20 protein-coding genes are annotated in these 14,963 nt (G+C 67.3%); 11 read left to right on the forward strand and 9 right to left on the reverse strand.

Translation table 11 applies throughout. The features are described from left to right. Positions 1 to 130: 130 nt before the first annotated feature. The 7 genes from T9R20_RS08500 to T9R20_RS08530 form a co-directional block, all read right to left on the reverse strand. Positions 131 to 349, reverse strand: coding sequence for a hypothetical protein (locus T9R20_RS08500; protein WP_322412080.1), 219 nt, complete (start codon positions 347 to 349; stop codon positions 131 to 133). Between the two features lie 2 nt (positions 350 to 351). After that, complete coding sequence (locus T9R20_RS08505; protein ID WP_322412081.1) at positions 352 to 486, reverse strand: hypothetical protein; 135 nt, start codon at positions 484 to 486, stop codon at positions 352 to 354. 348 nt (positions 487 to 834) lie between these two features. Then, the gene (locus T9R20_RS08510; RefSeq protein WP_322412082.1) at positions 835 to 1,134 is read right to left on the reverse strand and encodes a hypothetical protein; all 300 of its coding nucleotides are present in this window, start codon (positions 1,132 to 1,134) and stop codon (positions 835 to 837) included. Next, positions 1,131 to 1,253, reverse strand: coding sequence for a hypothetical protein (locus tag T9R20_RS08515; protein WP_322412083.1), 123 nt, complete (start codon positions 1,251 to 1,253; stop codon positions 1,131 to 1,133). The genes T9R20_RS08510 and T9R20_RS08515 overlap by 4 nt, the downstream gene beginning before the upstream one ends. Continuing rightward, positions 1,250 to 1,438 (reverse strand): hypothetical protein, encoded by a 189-nt coding sequence (locus T9R20_RS08520; protein WP_322412084.1) that lies wholly within the window; start codon positions 1,436 to 1,438, stop codon positions 1,250 to 1,252. The genes T9R20_RS08515 and T9R20_RS08520 overlap by 4 nt, the downstream gene beginning before the upstream one ends. Position 1,439: 1 nt before the next feature. Beyond that, entirely contained in the window at positions 1,440 to 2,162 is a 723-nt protein-coding gene (locus tag T9R20_RS08525) for a hypothetical protein (RefSeq protein WP_322412085.1), read from the reverse strand. 956 nt (positions 2,163 to 3,118) lie between these two features. Then, complete coding sequence (locus T9R20_RS08530; RefSeq protein WP_322412086.1) at positions 3,119 to 4,474, reverse strand: recombinase family protein; 1,356 nt, start codon at positions 4,472 to 4,474, stop codon at positions 3,119 to 3,121. A gap of 60 nt (positions 4,475 to 4,534) precedes the next feature. On the opposite strand from T9R20_RS08530, the gene T9R20_RS08535 reads away from it, so the two are divergent. Together T9R20_RS08535 and T9R20_RS08540 are read left to right on the forward strand one after the other, a co-directional pair. Continuing rightward, the gene (locus tag T9R20_RS08535) at positions 4,535 to 4,993 is read left to right on the forward strand and encodes a DNA-processing protein DprA (RefSeq protein WP_322412087.1); all 459 of its coding nucleotides are present in this window, start codon (positions 4,535 to 4,537) and stop codon (positions 4,991 to 4,993) included. Between the two features lie 54 nt (positions 4,994 to 5,047). Further along, positions 5,048 to 5,959, forward strand: a complete 912-nt coding sequence (locus T9R20_RS08540) for a tyrosine recombinase XerC (protein ID WP_322412088.1) — start codon at positions 5,048 to 5,050, stop codon at positions 5,957 to 5,959. A 10-nt stretch (positions 5,960 to 5,969) separates the two neighbouring features. Here T9R20_RS08540 and T9R20_RS08545 read toward each other — a convergent pair whose 3' ends face one another. Then, on the reverse strand, positions 5,970 to 6,494 hold the full coding sequence (locus T9R20_RS08545; protein ID WP_322412089.1) for a M23 family metallopeptidase: 525 nt from the start codon (positions 6,492 to 6,494) through the stop codon (positions 5,970 to 5,972). Between the two features lie 383 nt (positions 6,495 to 6,877). Between T9R20_RS08545 and rpsB the strand changes: the two genes are divergently transcribed. The 9 genes from rpsB to T9R20_RS08590 all read left to right on the forward strand — a co-directional run bounded on the left by rpsB (position 6,878) and on the right by T9R20_RS08590 (position 13,710). Further along, entirely contained in the window at positions 6,878 to 7,813 is a 936-nt protein-coding gene (rpsB, locus tag T9R20_RS08550) for a 30S ribosomal protein S2 (RefSeq protein WP_322412090.1), read from the forward strand. Between the two features lie 94 nt (positions 7,814 to 7,907). Further along, positions 7,908 to 8,735, forward strand: coding sequence for a translation elongation factor Ts (tsf, locus tag T9R20_RS08555; RefSeq protein ID WP_322412091.1), 828 nt, complete (start codon positions 7,908 to 7,910; stop codon positions 8,733 to 8,735). A gap of 86 nt (positions 8,736 to 8,821) precedes the next feature. Continuing rightward, entirely contained in the window at positions 8,822 to 9,541 is a 720-nt protein-coding gene (gene pyrH / locus T9R20_RS08560) for a UMP kinase (RefSeq protein WP_322408874.1), read from the forward strand. An 86-nt stretch (positions 9,542 to 9,627) separates the two neighbouring features. Next, positions 9,628 to 10,182 carry a ribosome recycling factor gene (frr, locus tag T9R20_RS08565; protein ID WP_322408876.1) on the forward strand — a complete coding sequence of 185 codons (555 nt, stop codon included), beginning with the start codon at positions 9,628 to 9,630 and terminating at the stop codon, positions 10,180 to 10,182. 7 nt (positions 10,183 to 10,189) lie between these two features. Beyond that, entirely contained in the window at positions 10,190 to 11,239 is a 1,050-nt protein-coding gene (locus T9R20_RS08570) for a phosphatidate cytidylyltransferase (RefSeq protein ID WP_322408878.1), read from the forward strand. After that, a complete protein-coding gene (locus T9R20_RS08575; protein WP_322408880.1) occupies positions 11,236 to 11,826 on the forward strand; it encodes a DivIVA domain-containing protein in 591 nt (196 codons plus the stop codon). The genes T9R20_RS08570 and T9R20_RS08575 overlap by 4 nt, the downstream gene beginning before the upstream one ends. A 243-nt stretch (positions 11,827 to 12,069) precedes the next feature. Continuing rightward, a complete protein-coding gene (locus tag T9R20_RS08580) occupies positions 12,070 to 12,693 on the forward strand; it encodes a lytic transglycosylase domain-containing protein (protein WP_322408882.1) in 624 nt (207 codons plus the stop codon). 4 nt (positions 12,694 to 12,697) lie between these two features. Next, positions 12,698 to 12,982, forward strand: a complete 285-nt coding sequence (locus tag T9R20_RS08585; RefSeq protein ID WP_322408884.1) for a hypothetical protein — start codon at positions 12,698 to 12,700, stop codon at positions 12,980 to 12,982. Then, positions 12,982 to 13,710, forward strand: a complete 729-nt coding sequence (locus T9R20_RS08590) for an alpha/beta fold hydrolase (RefSeq protein ID WP_322408886.1) — start codon at positions 12,982 to 12,984, stop codon at positions 13,708 to 13,710. The genes T9R20_RS08585 and T9R20_RS08590 overlap by 1 nt, the downstream gene beginning before the upstream one ends. 13 nt (positions 13,711 to 13,723) lie before the next feature. Here the strand turns inward: T9R20_RS08590 and T9R20_RS08595 are convergent, their stop codons facing one another. Further along, the gene (locus T9R20_RS08595) at positions 13,724 to 14,797 is read right to left on the reverse strand and encodes an AI-2E family transporter (RefSeq protein WP_322412144.1); all 1,074 of its coding nucleotides are present in this window, start codon (positions 14,795 to 14,797) and stop codon (positions 13,724 to 13,726) included. Positions 14,798 to 14,963: the final 166 nt, after the last annotated feature.

Genomic DNA, 14,963 nt, shown 5'->3' on the forward strand with positions numbered 1-14,963 from the left:
TTGCGGAGACTTGCTGCATCCACTGGCTGCCGACGTGGAGGGGCTTGCCACATTCGCACGACGAAGGCGCAGTGACAGCGATGGTGGTGTGCCCGACGTAGTTGGTACTCACTGCTCTGCCTCCTCGGTGTCAGGCTCGTCGGTGGTGCTGGGGCTCCAGTGCTGCGGCCAGCTCGGCACGCTGAGCCTGGAGATCTTCAAGCTGTGCTGCTCGTGCGCTGTGTTCCTTGTGGATGGCGGAGAGTCCTGCGATCACGGACTGGACTGCGGCCTCCGCTTCTGCGATGTCGGCATCCAGCTCTTCGATGCGCTGCTCGATGACTGCGCGTGCTGCGGGTGGGATGGTCATGGTCAGCCCTTCTTCTCGGACACGTCGAGCGGGATGCCCAGAAGCTGAGCTGCGTCGAGTGCGGCGGTGGCGTACTCCTCGGTGATGGTGATCTCGATGGAGCTGATGGGGTCGGTGTACTTGATTTGAGTGGTCATGTTCGTTCTCGATTCATGAATTGGGCTAGGCCCAGGGCAAGGGCTTGAAGGTGGACTTAGCGGATCGGCGGGAGTTGGTGAGGGCGGCTCCGATGCGGCCACCGTGCGACCTGTTGCCCAAGCAGAAGGGGCTGCGTGCTCGGTGCTCGGGGGCGGCGTTCTCGATGCCCTCGCCACCGTTGGGGTCTTTGTGACCCACGTCGAAGATGAGTCGGCCTTCTGCATCCACAGGCAGCGGACGGCCACAGCGCCAGCACGTTGGTTCCTCGCCGCGCTCGTGGGCACGTCGGGTCTGCGCTCGTACGGTGCGGGCAGTACGTCGCCATTCCGGAGTTGCATGCTTAGCGGTCACGGAATCTTCTCCGTCTGCGTCATGGCCTCGCGGTAGGTCTCCCGCCACTGGGCATCCAGGAACAGCTCGGTGAAGTGCTCACGGCCCTGTGCGGCTGCTGCGCTGTCACAGGAGCGGGTGGAGTCGTAGTGCTCGCCGGTCTCTGCGTGAGTGATGCCATCGGGGCTGATCTCCTCGTACAGCTCCACGCAGGCGGTGAAGGCTGCGTCGTACGGGTCAGCCGGTGTAGAGCCACAGCCGGTGAGGAGGGCAAGGAGGCTTAGCGGTACAGCGAGAGTCAGGATATTTTTCTTCACTGCTCCTCCTCCTCCTCACTCGGTGCGAGCGGGTCAGTGGCGTGCCAGTCCTCCAGGAGCTGGATGGCCTCATCGAGTGCAGATTCCAGGCGGGCCTTGGAGCCCAGTGCGGCGGTCATCGCTTGACCCCCGTCACAGCGGTCATGAGGCGAGGAATGCGCGGGTCATCCAGCTCGATCAGGTGGATGAGGAGAGCCAGCTCGATGGCCTCAGGCGTGTGAATGCTGAAGGCAAGATCGGAGATCATCCGCTTCAGTGTCTCTTCGGTGGTCAGAGCTTCTTCGTAGTCTGCGAACTCGTCCACGTCACACCTCCAGGAGGTCATCGAGATCGGCCATCAGGCGGGCGGCACCCTCGGCTTCACGCTGAGCGCGGAGGGCGTCCCCACCTCCGGACCACCACGGCTTGGACTGCGGGTCCAGTTCCTCGAAGACCCGCTCGATCTGCTCCTCGACAGGGGCGGTGGGCTCGGCATCGTCCTCGGGCGCAGAATCTTCTTTCTGTGCCTCTTCGGCCAGGCGTGCGTCGATCCACACCTGATCTGCGTCGAGCTGGCCGCGCTCTTCACGGCGACGACGGATGGTGCTCTTCGACACGTTCAAGGCTCGTGCGGCTTCAGCGTGCGAGAGGCCCTGTACGGAGACCAGCTGCTCGTCAGTGATCTGGATGGAGGCGGAGCCGCCCTTGGCTGCTCGGGTGTAGAAGCCAGGGTCATAAGCCGTCAGCGCCCAGCGTGCGGCACTGGTGACCTTCTCGGCCACGTCGTCGGCGTCGAAATGCTTCTGTGCGTGGGGATCGCAGGCTTCCAAAATCCACGCGGCGAGTTCGTCTTCAGAGGGGAAGGGCATCCCGTGAAGCTCGAACTGGCGAAGCTGACGAAGAGCATTTCGGCCCATCCACCGGATGACGCGAGTGCTGTGATTCCAGAACTGCTCAGGGTTCTTCACTCGGGCTTCGGGAGAGCCGGTGCGGCGGTAGTAGCCGGGCTGCGGGTAGGGAAAGAGTTTGATCGGATACATCGTGGCCAAGGTCCTGCGTTGAGTTCGGATGACTCCACGGGACCTGCTCAACGCATCTCAGCTCCCGGAGGGTTATTTCTCGTACGGGAGGCGACTGCGGAGCTACGCGCTGGTGCGTCTTGACCTTCAGCCCACTGTTTCAGGGCCTGTTGTGTTGTGACTCGAAGATTACATGAAGTCCCCGACATTGGCAACGAATTGTGACCGCGAGTTGTGCATACATTCGTGAGGCACTTGTCGGTACTAATGAGCTGCACACGGCTGCTCCATGATGACTGCCTGTTCTTCTTCCCTAGGGCTGGAATGATATCCGGAGGATACTTGTGAGCATAGGCAAAATCCTCTACTTGTGAGCACCCTGCTTAGCGGTTACAGATACCTGCTTAGTGGTAACAATGCACAGTTCTTGTCTACTTCTGAGCACCCTTAGAATGGACACAGGCATTAATGAAATGAGAGACTGAACTCGCTTGATACTGCCAAGGTCGAAGCATTCGAGAGGGCTCCGGTGATGACTCCGCTGGAGCCCTCTCGTCACGTCTAGGCGAAGATGTCGGGAGCATCCACGGGATCGAGCTGACGGCCTGAGAACACGTCGATCAGAAGCGGCTCCATGGACAGCGGGTCCTGGAGGAACGCGGCTTCTCCGTCTGCGATCAGCTGACGCAGGAACGCAGTGCGCTGAGCTGCGGTGCGGCGAGGACCAAGCGGAGGCAGCTTCGGGCGTCGCTGGTTAGTTCGGCAGGTGTCACACCGGCACCCTTCCCGATAGCTCGTCATCGTCGTCTTGCCCGAGATGGGGCACCGGGGCGTAGAAGCCACCAGGCGGGCCTGTACGCGGTCACCACGGCGTCGCCGCTGCTTGGCGCTGTGCTGGCTGTTCCAGGCCTTGCAGGCGCTACAGCGGCACCTGAGCGCGTTGTAGCTGGTGTTGCACGACCGGCCAGTCTCAGGGCATCGAGCGGTCACGCTGCGGCTTCCTCGTTCAAAGCCACGGCGACCAGGTGCTTGATGTCGATGCGGTCAGTGCCGCGACCAGGATGGACCTTAATGATGAGGTGCCCACGAACTAGCTCCCGCTGGTGATCCAGTGGCAGCTCATCGAAGCGCTGAGCAAGGGCCTTCTTCAGATCGACTGCCGCCTGGATCGACGCTCGGTGCTGCGCGTCGATGATTCTTTGACGGAGGTCAGCTAGCACCGACTCTTGGACCGACTGCGACAGCACCTCTGCTCGCTGGAGAGCGAGAGATTCTGACTCCTTCGCTACGGCGTCCAGCTCGTGCTGCACGGCCTTGTAGCCCACGCTTCGGACAGCCTTCACCAGCTCGGCCTTCTCCAGCTCCAGCTCGGCCATGCGCCGGTCGATGGTGGTGACGGTGTGCGACTCGTGCGTCTGGACAGAAGGCGCGAAGAAGAGGGCTTCCACAATGGCCTTCCGGATCGTGTCATCCAGGTACGCCTTCTTGATCGTGGGGTGACTCAGGTCCTGCAGGCAAAGATACGAGTTGCGGTAGGACAGCCTGCCGTCACAGACGCCACAGATGGCGATTCCAGAGGCCAGATGGCGGATGGTGGCCCCTGGAGAGGTGCGGCGACCCGGAGCGCTCAGAATCGCTTGAACCCCCTCGAAGAGATCGCGGTCCACGATGCGCGCGACGGACTCATGGGCTTCAAAGCGTTCGCCATTCCAGACCACCCACCCTGCGTAGCCAGGATTCGCCAGAGTCTCCCGAACTCGGAGCGTGCGCCATCCCAGATTCTTCGCCAGCGAGCGGATGCTGGAGCCGTCCAGGAAGTCCCGGAAAAGGTTCTGAACTGCCCTCGCCTCCTCCGGGCGGGCAGTGATGTTCCCCGGCTCGAAGCCGAAGCGGCGACGCCCCGGCACAGGCATGCCAGTGGCGGCGAGCTGTCTGTTCTTCGACAGCTGACGCAACGCCTTCTGTTCGCCCTCGTACTGTGAGAAGGCGGCGACGGTGCGCGCCATCATGCGGCCCTGGGGTGTTGCGAGATCCAAGATGCCGCCTGAGACAGAGTGGATGTTGACGTTCAGCGCGATGACCCGCTCCAGGTCCGTGCCCTTGCGGACAAGCCTGTCCTGATGCCAGACCACGATGGCCTTGGGCTTCGCCTTCAGCATCGCCTCGAAGTCCTTGCGAGTCTTGCCGGTGGTCGCGCTGATGTCGTTGTCAACCCAGACCTTGCGAACGGTGAGTTCCAGGCTGCGCGCAAGCTCGCGGCACTCCTCCTCCTGCCGCTCGACGGCCAGGCTGCGCCCGTCCTTGTCGATGCTTACGCGGCAGTAGATGTCGCAGTCAGTCATGATCATGACCCTTTCCACGGGGTTCTACGCCTCTGGGGCGTCGATCACAACCTCGCCTAAGTGCAGCGAAACCGACTGATCGCAGCGATCGCAGACGCCACGGTGGTCGTCGAAGCGGGCTGGCGAAGCGGGTCGTTGAACACGGCGGCCCACGCCGCCGCCCTCGGTCGGCCGCTCGGAGCGGTGCCGGGGCCGATCACCAGCACGGCGTCGGCGGGATGCCACCGGTTGCTGCGCGAGTACGACGCGCGGTGCATCACGTCCGCCGCTGACGTCCGGGAGCTCCTGGGATGGGAGGACGGCGCGCTCCTCTCCATCGAGGAGGACAGGCGCACCGATCGGACCACGCGTGTCCTGGACGCGCTCAGCGTGCGGACGGAGAGGGACCTGGTGCACATCGCCCGGTCGTCCGGTCTCGCGCCTGCCGACGTCGAGGCGGAGCTGGGCATCCTTGCGCTCACGGGCGGAGTGGAGCGCGGTCCGCGCGGATGGCGCAGGGTGGCTTCGGCGACGAGATGAGCTCGGCGCCGCGCGCCAGCAGGGGGATGCGGGCGTTTCGGGCATCCTGGGGTGATGCGGCTGTCCGCGGTCATCGAGCGCTACCTCGCGCACCTGCGCGACGTCCGGCGACTCTCTCCGGCGACCGTGCGCGCGTACCGGGCCGACCTGCGCGACCTCGCCGATGTGCTCCAGGATGCCGAGCTCGCTGAGATCTCGCGCGAGGATCTGCGCGAATGGCTCTGGCTCAGCCAGCAGAACGGCGCATCCCGGGCGACTCTCGCGCGCCGAGCGGCATCGGCGCGCGGCCTGTTCGCGTGGGCGGTGTCCGTCGATGACCTGCCGGCGGACCCCGCCGCCCGTCTGGTCACGCCCAAACGGGGGCGCTCGCTGCCCACGGTGGCCGCCGCCGATGCGCTCGACCGGATGCTCGCCGAACTCGGTGCCGCGGCCGCCGAGACGGGTGACCCGCTCGCCCTGCGCGACCACGCGATCCTCGAGATGCTGTACGGCGCGGGCATCCGGGTCTCAGAGCTCTGCGGCCTCGACCTCGACCACCTCGATCGGGAGCGACGTACGGTGCGGGTCTGGGGCAAGGGGTCCAAGGAGCGCGTCGTCCCCTTCGGCGCCCCGGCCGCGGGAGCGGTCGACGCCTGGATCGTCCGCGCGCGACCTGTCGTCCTGGCACGGCAGACGCAGCGAGACGCGGAGCAGCCGGCACTCTTCCTCGGTGCTCGCGGGGCCCGGCTCGGTCCGCGCACCGTCTACGGCATCGTCTCGCGGACGGTCGCTCCACTCGTGGGCAGACCCGTCGGTCCCCATGCGCTGCGCCACAGCGCCGCCACCCATCTCCTGGACGGCGGAGCGGATCTGCGGAGCGTGCAGGAGATCCTCGGCCACGAGAGCCTGGGTACCACGCAGATCTACACCCACGTCTCGCACGAGCGTCTCACCGCCTCGTACCGCCTCGCTCATCCGCGGGCCTGAGCCGGCGCCGTCAGCAGCAGGGGAGGAGGACGGCGCGGGGGATTCCGCCGAGCAGCAGCATCGGATTGATGTAGACGCCGTCACGGCGCACACCGAAGTGGAGCGTCCCGGGGTCGCTGTGGCCGCCCCGGGAGAGGGTGGCTACCACCTCCCCGCGGTCGACGGTCGTCCCAGGCTCGAGGAGGCCGGCGGCGGGTTCGAGCGTCGAGACGAGTCCCTCCCCGTGATCGATCGTCACGACCGGGCGTCCGGCCACCTGTCCACGGAAGGCCACGACTCCGCCCGTAGGCGCGACGATCTGCGCATCCGACGGCGAATCGATCGGGGCGATGTCGAGGCCTCGGTGACCGGGGGCGTACTCGTGCGCCGGGGCGAGGAAGGGATGGACGAGTCGGAACGGGTCCAGTGGCCATTCCCACCTCCCCGCGTCCGGAATCGACACGACGTTGCCCGGATCCGCCCCCGGCAGCGCGGCATCGGCCGGAGCGAGGCCGGCGACCGCCAGTGCGACCCCGACGACCACGGCCACCCGCATGCGTCCGCGGGGGGACGGCGGGGGAGAGCGCGGAGGTGACGACACAGTCGGTGACATGAGTCCCAGGCTCGCCCACCCACGGGCGCTTCGCCTGCGTCATCCCGGATCTGTGCACTTCGCCGAGCAGCGCCACCTGTGGGGAGGAGAGGACGCCGGCGCGTCGACGCTGATAGACTTCCTCCTGCACCCCGACATCGGGGTGACTACGCGTGCCCTCAGCGCGAGGCGACGACTCCGGTCCCGCAGCGCGCGGCATCCTTCCCACGGTCTCACACTCGGCTTCGTCGCGTGCGGGCGGAAGGCGGTCGGGTACCAGGCACACCGGTCCGATCGACCGGGACGAAACCGAAACGGCGCAGACGCGCCAGAGAAGGAGAACGGCCATGGCCGTCGTCACCATCCGCCAGCTGCTCGACAGCGGCGTTCACTTCGGACACCAGACACGCCGGTGGAATCCGAAGGTGAAGCGCTTCATCCTCACCGAGCGCAGCGGCATCCACATCATCGATCTCCAGCAGTCGCTGTCGTACATCGACAAGGCCTACGAGTTCGTCAAGGAGACCGTGGCCCACGGCGGCACGGTCCTCTTCGTCGGCACCAAGAAGCAGGCCCAGGAGGTCATCGCCGAGCAGGCGACCCGTGTCGGCCAGCCCTACGTCAACCAGCGCTGGCTCGGTGGTCTGCTGACGAACTTCCAGACCGTGTCCAAGCGCCTCGCCCGAATGAAGGAGCTCGAAGAGCTGGACTACGACGACCCGGCAGCCAGCGGCTTCACCAAGAAGGAACTGCTGCTGAAGAAGCGCGAGCTCGACAAGCTGCACAAGTCTCTCGGCGGTATCCGCAACATGTCCAAGACGCCGTCGGCGATCTGGGTCGTCGACGCCAAGCGCGAGCACCTCGCCGTCGACGAGGCGACGAAGCTCGGCATCCCGGTCATCGGCATCCTCGACACGAACGCCGACCCGGACGAGTTCCAGTACCCGATCCCCGGCAACGACGACGCCATCCGTTCGGTGTCGCTGCTCACACGCATCATCGCCGACGCCGCCGCGGAGGGCCTCATCCAGCGCCACCAGCCCTCTGACGAGGCCGAGGCCGCTGAGCCGCTCGCCGACTGGGAGCGCGAGCTCCTCGAGCAGGGCACCACGGTCACGGGTGATGCAGATGTCTCGGTCGCTGCGACCGAGACCGCAGCAGACGAGGCCGGTGCCGACGCCGCCGAGCAGGCCGTCGCCGCCGAGAACGCCGCCACCGCCGACGCTTCCGAGGCCGACGCCGCCGAGGCCACGGCCGACGAGGCGGAGAACACCGAGAAGTAAGCCGTCGTCGGTCGGGGCGGGGCCTCTTCGCAGGCCCCGCCCCGACCGACGCCCATGCACACGACAGCACCCGCCACATAAGGAGCCGCCACCCATGGCAAACTTCACCATCGCCGACATCAAGGCTCTTCGCGAGCAGCTCGGCACCGGAATGGTCGACACCAAGAAGGCCCTCGAGGAGGCCGACGGCGATGTCGAGAAGGCCGTCGAGATCCTGCGCCTGAAGGGCGCGAAGGGCAACGCCAAGCGCGCCGATCGCTCGACGAGCGAGGGCCTGATCGCTGCTCGCGAGGAGGCCGGCAAGGTCACCATGATCGAGCTCGCCTGCGAGACCGACTTCGTCGCCAAGAACGACCGCTTCGTCGCCCTCGCGGACAAGGTCGTCGAGGCCGCCGCGAACGCCGGGGCCGATTCCGTCGAGGCGGCGCTGGCGGCTCCCGCCGGGTCGCAGACCGTCGCCGAACTGATCTCGGACGAAGCCGCGATCATCGGCGAGAAGGTCGAGCTGCGTCGCGTGCGTACCCTCGCCGGCGAGCACTTCGAGGTCTACCTGCACAAGACCAACAAGGACCTGCCGCCGCAGGTCGGTGTCGTGCTGGCCTACTCGGGGGACGACGCCGAAACCGCCCGCAGCCTCGCCCAGCACATCTCCTTCGCCAACCCCTCGTACCTCTCACGCGACGAGGTTCCCGAGGAGGACGTGGAGAAGGAGCGTCAGATCGTCACGGAGATCTCCCGCAACGAAGGCAAGCCCGAAGCGGCGCTGCCCAAGATCGTCGAGGGGCGCGTGAACGCCTTCTTCAAGCAGGTGTCGCTCCTGGACCAGGACTACGCCCGCGACAACAAGCAGTCGGTGGCCCAGGTCGCGAAGGACGCCGGCCTGACCCTGACCGGGTTCGCCCGGTTCAAGGTCGGCGCCTGAGACGCCGCAAGGGCCCGCATCGATCCGCCGTCGATGCGGGCCCTTTCTCACGCTTCGATAGTCTGCGTTGGACGAGAGGATGACCTGTGATCGATGAGACGAGCCACCGCCGTCGAGTACTGCTGAAGCTGTCGGGGGAGGCGTTCGGCGGAGGGCAGCTCGGGGTCAACCCCGACATCGTCAGCCAGATCGCCCGCGAGATCGCCGCCGCGGTCGACCGGGTCGAGATCGCCGTGGTGGTCGGCGGCGGGAACTTCTTCCGCGGCGCCGAACTCAGCCAGCGCGGAATGGACCGCGGCCGTGCGGACTACATGGGCATGCTCGGCACGGTGATGAACGCCCTCGCATTGCAGGACTTCCTGGAGCAGGCCGGAGCCGCGACACGCGTGCAGTCGGCGATCTCGATGACCCAGGTCGCCGAGCCGTACATCCCGCGCCGGGCCGAGCGCCACATGGAGAAGGGTCGGGTCGTCATCTTCGGCGCCGGAGCCGGGCTCCCCTACTTCTCCACCGACACGGTTGCCGCCCAGCGTGCCCTGGAGATCGGTGCCGTCGAGGTCCTGGTGGCCAAGAACGGCGTGGACGGCGTCTACACCGCGGATCCGCGGAAGGATCCCACGGCGACGCGCATCGATCGCATCACCTACATCGATGCTCTCCAGCGCGGCCTGAAGGTGGTCGACTCGACGGCGTTCAGCCTGTGCATGGACAACGGCATGGACATGCGCGTGTTCGGAATGGAGCCGGAGGGCAACGTCACCCGCGCCCTGCTGGGCGAGTCCATCGGCACGCTGGTCACCGTCTGAGCGCGGCGGGCCCGCCACCGCGTGCTGCTCCGGCCCGGCCGGGGGCGCGCACTAGACTTCTGATGAGTTCGGAGAATGGAGTTCCTGTGATCGCCGACGTACTGGCAGATGCCGCTTCCCGCATGGATCGTGCGGTCGAGGCCGCGAAGGAGGACTTCGCGACCGTTCGCACGGGACGCGCCAACCCGCAGCTGTTCCAGAAGATCCTGGTCGACTACTACGGCTCGCCCACGCCGCTCGCGCAGCTGGCCTCGCTGAACAACACGGAGGCACGTACCCTCGTCGTCACTCCCTACGACAAGTCGGCGCTGAAGGCCATCGAGCAGGCGATCCGCGACACGCCGAACCTCGGGGCCAATCCCACCAACGACGGCAACATCGTCCGGGTGACTTTGCCCGAGCTCACCCAGGAGCGCCGCAAGGAGTTCGTCAAGATCGTGCGCTCCAAGGGTGAGGACGCCAAAGTGCACGTGCGCGGCATCCGCCGCAAGGCCAAGGACGACCTGGACGCCCTGAAGAGCGAGGTCGGCGAGGACGAGATCTCCCGCGGTGAGAAGGAGCTCGACGCTCTGACGCGCACGCACGTCGACGCCATCGATGACGCGCTCAAGCGCAAAGAGGCTGAGCTGCTCGAAGTGTGAGTCGGTCATGACAGACACCGCGGGCGGAGAGCGGGGCAGCGACGCCCCCGAGGCTCCCGCGACCCGTCGGGAGGCCGCCGCAGCGCGACGCGGACTGGCGGCCGGCGAGCCCGGATTCCAGACGCACGTGCGGGCCGCCCGGAGCGAACTGGAGACCCAGCTCGCGCATGCGCGAGCGGAGTTTGAGGAAGCCAACGCCCGGATCACCCAGCGCACCGGGCGGAACCTGATCCTGGCGATCCTCATCGGCCTCGCGATCGGCGTCGTCGTGCTGGCCTCCCTCATCTTCTTCAAGCAGCTGTTCGTCCTTTTCGCGCTGGCTGCCAGCACCCTGGGCACCTTCGAGTTCAGCCGCGCGCTGCGCACGTCGGGCCGAAAGGTCGACGTCGTCGCCCAGCTGATCGCGGGAACCCTCCTGGTGCTGGCCGGATTCTTCCTGCAGCCCTGGCTGCACTGGATCGGCGCCTTCGCCGCGGTGGCGCTCGTGGTGGTGTGGCGCCTCGTGGGTCAGCTGTTCGCCGACGACGGCAGATCGCACGGGCGTGTGCTCGGGGATGTCCTTGTCGCCGCCTTCGTACAGCTCTACGTCCCGTTCCTGGCGAGCCTGTGCGTCGCCCTGCTCGCCCAGGACGGCGGTCAGTGGTGGGTCCTCGCGTTCATCATCGTCGCCGTGGCCTCCGACACCGGCGCCTACGTCTCGGGACTCACGCTCGGGCGGAGCGGTCGGCACCCGATGGCCCCGCGTATCAGCCCGAAGAAGACATGGGAGGGCTTCGCCGGGGCGGCGGTGGCCGCGGTGATCGCGGGACTGCTCCTCGCCCCACTCATGCTGGGCCTGCCGATCTGGACGGGCGTCGTCATCGGATTGGTGATCCTCGGCACGGCGACGGCCGGCGACCTCGGCGAGTCCATGATCAAGCGCGATCTCGGCATCAAGGACATGAGTTCGTGGCTCCCGGGTCACGGGGGAGTCCTCGACCGCCTCGACTCGATCCTCCCGTCCACGACCGCCGCGCTGGCGCTGTACTACCTGCTCTCGCCGTTGGGAGTCGCATGACCGAGCTTCGATCGTCCGAGACCGCGGCGGGAGACTCCAGACCCCGCGCGGCATTCCCTGTCACTCACGGCCGCGAGAAGGGATACGACCGCGACGCCGTGGATGACTTCCTGCTGCGTGCCCGTGAGTCCTTCGAGGGGCGGGCGGCCGATCCCCTGAATTCGTGGGATGTCCGCCACGCCGCCTTCGCGCTGGTGCGCGGCGGCTACGTCATCGACGCGGTCGACTCGGCCCTCGGCCGGATCGAGGATGCCTTCGCGGCCCGCGAACGCGAAGCCGAGGTCGGGCGGCTCGGTGCCGCCGGCTGGGTCGGGCGGACGCGAGAACTCGCCCAGGAGGTGCTGGATCGACTCTCGCGCCCGGAGGGACGACGCTTCGACCGCGTCAGCGTCCTCCGTTTCGGCTACCGCATCGACGAGGTCGACCTGGTCGCAGACCGCATCTGCCGCTACTTGGAGTCCGGTCAGACCGTGACGGTCGAGCAGGTTCGCGCCGTCGCCTTCCGCATGCAGCGCGGCGGGTATCGCGAGCAGCAGGTCGATGCGGTGCTCGACGCGGTCGTGGAAGTCATGCTCGCGGTGTCGTGACGGCCCGCCGGCGGCTCGTGGCGGGATGGCAGCCGGATCGGTAGAATCGGCGGCACTGTGACTTCCGACGGCACCGCTGATCACGACCGGACGGCACCGAGCGAGGATGCCGCGGAGCCCCGCGCCGTCGTTCCCGCTCGCCGCCGTGACATCGCTGCGCGCCGTCATTCCACGGTGCAGAGCGCGGTGGCCCGGCCCTCGGGGCCGCGTCCGAGTGCTCGCTGGTCTCGCCGACGGAGCACGGTGGCCACGTTCGCAGCATTCGCGGCGGTCGCCTTCGCCGCAGCGTGGATCGGTCCGACCGGGGCCGCGCTGACACGGGCGAACGCCGAAGAGGTGCCGCCGATCTCGCTCTACGCGAGCACCCTCGGCGACGTTCAAGCGGTCACCGTGGACGCCGACGCCGAGGCCCGGGAGGACGCGCCGTCCCTCGATCGCAGCGGATACACCGTGTACGTCACCCCCACCCCGACGCCCACTCCCACCCCGACAGCGACACGGTCGGGATCCTCGGCGTCCTCGTCGGGATCCGGGGGATGGGCGCCGCCCTTCGTCACCCCCGATCCGGGAAGCGCTCAGGCGATCGCTTACGACATGGTTCTCGCGCGCGGGTGGGGCGATGATCAGTTCAGCTGCCTGGTGGCGCTGTGGAACAAGGAGTCCGGGTGGCGGGTGAACGCCTACAACGCCTCCAGCGGGGCGTACGGCATTCCGCAGTCGCTCCCCGGCAACAAGATGGCCTCGGCCGGCGCCGACTGGGAGACCAACCCCGCGACGCAGATCACCTGGGGCCTCGGGTACATCGCCGGGCGCTACGGGACGCCGTGCGGAGCGTGGGACCACTCGACCCGTACCGGGTGGTACTGACCCGATGCCCCGCTCGCACCGTCGTCGCCCCGATCCCGCTCGCGACGACTCCTTCGAACGGCTGCTCGCCGGGTGGAAGCGCACTGAGGACCGTCGCGGTGCGACCTGGACAGTCCAGCCCATCTCGGCGGCGCAGGCGGTGAAGACCTATTCCTGCCCGGGATGCGCGCAGGAGATCCCGCCGGGGACGGCGCATGTCGTGGTGTGGCGGGCCGACGGCATCCTGGGCGACGCCGCGGCACTCGCCGATCGGCGCCATTGGCACACGCACTGCTGGAGGATCGGCTGATGGAGATCCGCGGACCTGTTCTGCTGCCCGCACGCCGCGAGGACGTCGAGCTTCGCACAGTGGACGGACTGACCCTCGTCGGCGAACTCGCCACTCCGGAGCACGCGGCGCCTGTCGCCACGCTCGTGACGCTTCATCCCCTCCCCACCGCCGGCGGATTCATGGACTCCCACATCCTGCGGAAGGCCGCCGGCCGACTTCCGGCTCTGGCCGATCTCGCCGTTCTCCGTTTCAACACCCGGGGGACCACCTCGGTCCGCGGAACGAGCGAGGGCTCCTTCGACGGCGGCCGGAGCGAAGCCTTCGACGTCGCTGCCGCGATGGAGCTCGTCCGAGAGTGCGGCCTTCCCCGGCCCTGGCTGGTGGGATGGTCGTTCGGCACCGAGCTCGCGCTGAAGTACGGCCGCGATCACGACGTCGAGGGGATCATCCTGCTGTCGCCGCCGCTGCACCGGGCGACCGAGGCCGATCTCGCGGGCTGGGCCGGGGATCTGCGCCCTGTGATCGCCCTCATCCCCGAGTTCGACGACTATCTGCGTCCGGATGCCGCTCGGGAGCGGTTCGCGGCGATCCCGCACGCGACGCTCATCCCCGTCGAGGGCGGCAAGCACCTCTGGGTCGGCGAGAATCAGACGCGGCGCGTGCTCACCGAGATCGTGGCGGTGGTCAATCCCGATGCGCTGCCCCTGCCCGTCGAGTGGGACGGTCCGGTCGCCGACCCGGCATGAGCGCTCGGGGGCGTCACAGCTCGTTCTGCCGGGGGATGATCACCTGCCGGTAGATGATCAGGATGCTGGCGGCGACGGGGATCGCGACCAGCGCTCCGAGGAGTCCGAGCAGTGACCCGCCCGCGAGAGCCGCGATGACCACGACGGCGCCCGGGATCGAGACCGCGCGGTTCATGATGCGGGGGGAGATGACGTAGGCCTCGATCTGCATGTAGATCAGGTAGTAGATCGCGGCGACAAGCGCGGTCGTCGGCGAACCCAGCCCTGGGATGAGACACGTCAGGACGATGATCGCCGACCCGGTGAGGGTCCCCACGAGCGGGATCAGCGAGAAGAAGAAGGCGATGACGGCGAGGACGGCGGGGAAGGGGGCCCGGATGATGGAGAGGAAGATGAAGCTCAGGATGCCGTTGGTGACTCCGAGGCTCAGCTGGCCGATGACGTAAAAGCCCACGGACGCGGTGATCTGCTCGGCGAGGTCGATGAAGCGCGGCCGCTTGGAAGCGGGCACCAGCTGGTAGACGGCCTTCTTCAGGTTCGGGGTGGAGGCGGTGAAGTAGATGGTCAGGATGAGCACGATGAAGGCCCCGCCGAATCCGGCGATCACGGCGCCGACGGTCCCGAGGACGCCCTCGCCGATCGTGCTGCCGATGGACCCGAGGTCGAGAGAGGTGTACCAGTCCTCGATGTAGTTCCACACCTCATCGACGCGGATGCCCGGGAAGGTGTCCTGCGCCCAGCCGAGGATCCCTCCGATGAACTCCTCCCACGTCATCGTGGAGAACAGGTCCTGGATCGCGGCGATCAGTTGCGCGACCTGCGCGACGATGATGGGCACCACCATCAGGATGATGCCGGCGAAGATTCCGAGGACGCCCAGAATGGTGATGAGCACCGCCGCCCAGCGCGGCAGACCTCGCCGCTCGAGCCAGGAGATGATGGGATCGAGCCCGAGCGAGAGGAACAGGGCGGTGCCCACGTAGAGGAGGATCGTCGAGAGGGTCTGGATGCTCGCGAGAAGGAGCAGCCCCAGACCCACACCGAGGGTGGCGACCAGCGCCACGCGGAACGGATTGTGGATCTTCATCGGCAAGCGCCCTCTCTCGGCTGAACCGCCGCTCGCGCGTCCGGCCTTGTCAGGATACTGATAGGCGGTCGTCGCTCCCGCCATCACTCGCTCCCGGGCGACATCCAGGCGCCCTTCGGTAGTCTGGAACGTCGAGTTTTGCGCTCCACCGCGTCCTGATCGGTTT

It is taken from the genome of Microbacterium invictum, assembly GCF_034421375.1.
GTDB lineage: Bacteria > Actinomycetota > Actinomycetes > Actinomycetales > Microbacteriaceae > Microbacterium > Microbacterium invictum_A.

Bases quoted from the DNA above. Each gene is read 5' to 3' on its own strand.
- T9R20_RS08500 (WP_322412080.1), bottom strand. From the start codon at position 349: ATGACCATCCCACCCGCAGCACGCGCAGTCATCGAGCAGCGCATCGAA.
- T9R20_RS08505 (WP_322412081.1), bottom strand. From the start codon at position 486: ATGACCACTCAAATCAAGTACACCGACCCCATCAGCTCCATCGAGATC.
- T9R20_RS08515 (WP_322412083.1), bottom strand. From the start codon at position 1,253: ATGACCGCCGCACTGGGCTCCAAGGCCCGCCTGGAATCTGCACTCGAT.
- T9R20_RS08530 (WP_322412086.1), bottom strand. From the start codon at position 4,474: ATGACTGACTGCGACATCTACTGCCGCGTAAGCATCGACAAGGACGGG.
- T9R20_RS08540 (WP_322412088.1), top strand. From the start codon at position 5,048: ATGCGGCTGTCCGCGGTCATCGAGCGCTACCTCGCGCACCTGCGCGAC.
- T9R20_RS08545 (WP_322412089.1), bottom strand. From the start codon at position 6,494: ATGCGGGTGGCCGTGGTCGTCGGGGTCGCACTGGCGGTCGCCGGCCTC.
- rpsB (WP_322412090.1), top strand. From the start codon at position 6,878: ATGGCCGTCGTCACCATCCGCCAGCTGCTCGACAGCGGCGTTCACTTC.
- tsf (WP_322412091.1), top strand. From the start codon at position 7,908: ATGGCAAACTTCACCATCGCCGACATCAAGGCTCTTCGCGAGCAGCTC.
- T9R20_RS08570 (WP_322408878.1), top strand. From the start codon at position 10,190: ATGACAGACACCGCGGGCGGAGAGCGGGGCAGCGACGCCCCCGAGGCT.
- T9R20_RS08575 (WP_322408880.1), top strand. From the start codon at position 11,236: ATGACCGAGCTTCGATCGTCCGAGACCGCGGCGGGAGACTCCAGACCC.
- T9R20_RS08585 (WP_322408884.1), top strand. From the start codon at position 12,698: ATGCCCCGCTCGCACCGTCGTCGCCCCGATCCCGCTCGCGACGACTCC.
- T9R20_RS08590 (WP_322408886.1), top strand. From the start codon at position 12,982: ATGGAGATCCGCGGACCTGTTCTGCTGCCCGCACGCCGCGAGGACGTC.
- T9R20_RS08595 (WP_322412144.1), bottom strand. From the start codon at position 14,797: ATGAAGATCCACAATCCGTTCCGCGTGGCGCTGGTCGCCACCCTCGGT.